Source organism: Candidatus Margulisiibacteriota bacterium, assembly GCA_041650855.1.
Taxonomy (GTDB): domain Bacteria; phylum Margulisbacteria; class WOR-1; order O2-12-FULL-45-9; family XYB2-FULL-48-7; genus JALOPZ01.
Genome location: JBAZKJ010000013.1, coordinates 1 through 2,664 on the forward strand (window position 1 = coordinate 1; position 2,664 = coordinate 2,664).

Annotated in this window: 2 protein-coding genes; both read right to left on the reverse strand. The window is 63.8% G+C overall.

Features of this window, described 5'->3' with window-relative positions; translation table 11 throughout:
* Nucleotides 1-809 (reverse strand): AAA family ATPase (locus tag WC529_09115; GenBank protein ID MFA5114429.1); only part of this gene is annotated, 809 nt, incomplete at its 3' end.
* 308 nt (nt 810-1,117) lie between these two features.
* Nucleotides 1,118-2,664: crosslink repair DNA glycosylase YcaQ family protein (locus WC529_09120; GenBank protein MFA5114430.1), on the reverse strand; the 1,547-nt coding region annotated here is incomplete at its 5' end.

Below are 2,664 nucleotides of genomic sequence, written 5' to 3' on the forward strand. Positions count from 1 at the left end.
CGCAGGGTGTCGGACAACTGTGCCTGAAGCCCGGAAAGCTCCGTGAGTTTCGCGGGGTCCATGATCTCGCGGTATTTCTTCTGTGTGTCGTCCTTCAGCGCCACAAAGTCCTTCCGGCTGGCGAGCGTCCGTCGCACCACAAGGTCCATGATTTCGGTGACGCATGACCCCCTACCCTCGGTAGCATCGTCCGATGCGTCCCGAACGGCAGGAATGTGGATAAACCGCGTGTGGCGACCGAGGTAGCCGTTACCGACTTCCGTGAAGCCGAAGAACTGTCCATCGTCGCGTTGCTTGTTACAACTGCCAGGGGTTGCCGTCTCCCATTGCTTCATGGCTTCAAGTGCGTCGTCGGCATTCTTGACAACAGGAAGCGTGGAGTACGTGCCTTGCTCCCGCAGCTCCTTGTATTTGGCGAGAATGTCGCGCTTGCCACCGGCATCGCGGATAGGGGTGAAATCCACATTTTGAAGCCGCATTCCGTGATAGGTGCCGGACTTCTTGCCTGATAGGGTGAAGATCCTGACCACGGTGAGGTCGTTACCTTCAAGATACGGCGCAAACAGGGACTTCTCCTCGGTGCCGAAGTCGGTGAACGTCACGGCGATTTCGATTTCCTTGCTCGTGTCCTCGGCATAGAAATCTTCTGCGGAGACAGTCGCCTTCGGGCCGTAGAACATCTCCATCGCTCTCAGGAAGGACGACTTGCCCGTACCGTTGCGCCCGACGAGGACTGTCAGGTTGTCGCAGTCGATCCGCTCGTCGAGGATCGAGCGGAAGTTCTTGATGTGAATGGCCTTGACTATCATGTCCTTTACCTCACCAGCCTGTCGGGACACCGACCATCAATGCAGCCGCGGAAATATAACCCTTGGGGGGCAGCCCAACTGAAGCCCTGGTAGATGGGCTCTGGCACTCCGGAGTACTGGCAAGAAAAGGTACCGGACTCCTTCCGTGCGCTAACTCCGCGAAATTCCACGATTTGATATTCACTTTCTCCAGATCGCGGCCGGTACCAGGCCTTGACCCGTTGCATTCCCCTCTCCCGCCCCACCCGCCGCGACACCTCGGCGATCGGGGAAGTCCACCTCCGCGAGCCGCTTGCAGTCCTTGGGGATCACTTCTGGCCTCGCCTCGACGGTCTTGTGGGCTTTATGGGCGTAGATTTGGGCGCGCCCATATTAATGGGCGGCGCATCGTAATACCTGCCCTTGCGCTCGCCGTGGGCCCGCAGGGTGCCTTGCTCGACGATGTGCGAGAGCAGCCTCTTCGCCTGGTCGGGAGAGAGCCGGCACAGTTCGGCGGCCTCGCGCCGGGTGATCCTGCCGTTGGTCCGCACGTACTGCAGCACCATCTGCTCCTGCTGCATCGGCTCGAATCCGCGCTGGTGCACATACGCAGCCTTCTCACCGAGCCGCCGGTAGGTCGCCGCAGCAAGATGCCAGCTCCGCCCCTTGCGTTCGCCGCGTGCCTCGACAAGCCCCGCCTCGACCAGGCGCTGCAGGTGGCCGCGCGCCTCGGCTTCCGGCTTCTGGATCAGCCGGGCGGCTTCTTCGGTCGTGAGGCGGCGGTCGATCCACAGGTGGTTCAGCAGGAGCAGATCGTCAAGCCCGAGCGAGCGCTGCGCCTGGCTTTCTTCCGCCACGAGTCGCGCAAAGGCGAGGTTAGCCTTGCCACCCGGGAGCACGAGCACCACCCCGGTCTCGTTGCTACGTGCGTAACTTGGCGCAGGTCGGCCGTTGCGGAGCTGCTCGAAGAAGATGGTGTCGATGCCGCGCGCCGTGCGCTCGACGACGCCGGCGCGCTTGAAGGCGTCAGCCAAGAGCGGATTGCGCGGCCGCGGCTGGGTGACGAGCAAGTTGTCCAGCCGTACGCCTTCAGGAAAACCGCCGGGATTGGAAATCTCTATGCGGTCGTCATGCCATTGCACGTGGACGGCGCCGAGCCGCGTGTAGTCGCGATGGATGAGCGCGTTGGCCACGCCTTCGCGAAAGGCTGCGGGCGGGTAGTCCGGCACGCCGACGCGCAGCATGCCGACGAGCAGCTCCTCCTCCCGGTTGTTGGCGCGGAAGCGGGCGAGCAATTCGTTCATCACGCGCAGGAGCGGCCAGTGGAAAAAATCGTTGACTCGGACTTCGAGTCCGCTCAACACCTGGAACGCGACCTCGTGGACGGGGAGCAGGCGACGCAGGCTCTCCTCGCGGCCAAAGAGCAGGAGTCCCAGAGCGTAAACGGACGATACCGCATGGTTCCCCTGAATCGCCCCCAGGGCCTTGGCAAGCTCTACATCGGGCAGGTCCACCAGACTCGCGTCGCCGCGCCCTTGGCTCTCGCGGATGAAGCGCCGGAAGCGTTCGAACTCGAGGGGATCGAGGTCGTCCCAGCGCGCGTCGGGGACCACGAGCGCGGAGTAGTCGAGCCGGCCGCGATCGGCCTGCAGCCCCTGCATCTCGTGAAAGTGCAGCGGCAGACAGGCGGGCTTGCCGTCGCCGCCGAGGGCACGCCTGAGGTATTTGCCATCGCTCGTCCCGACGGGGGAGCGCGCCGCCGGCACCTCGACCGCGACCACGTCCCGGTCGCCCAGCCGGACGATTTCGACGCGCGCCGAGAGCGACGGCCGCGTGCGATGGGCGATCAGCGCCTGGAGCCGAAGCGGATCCGTGC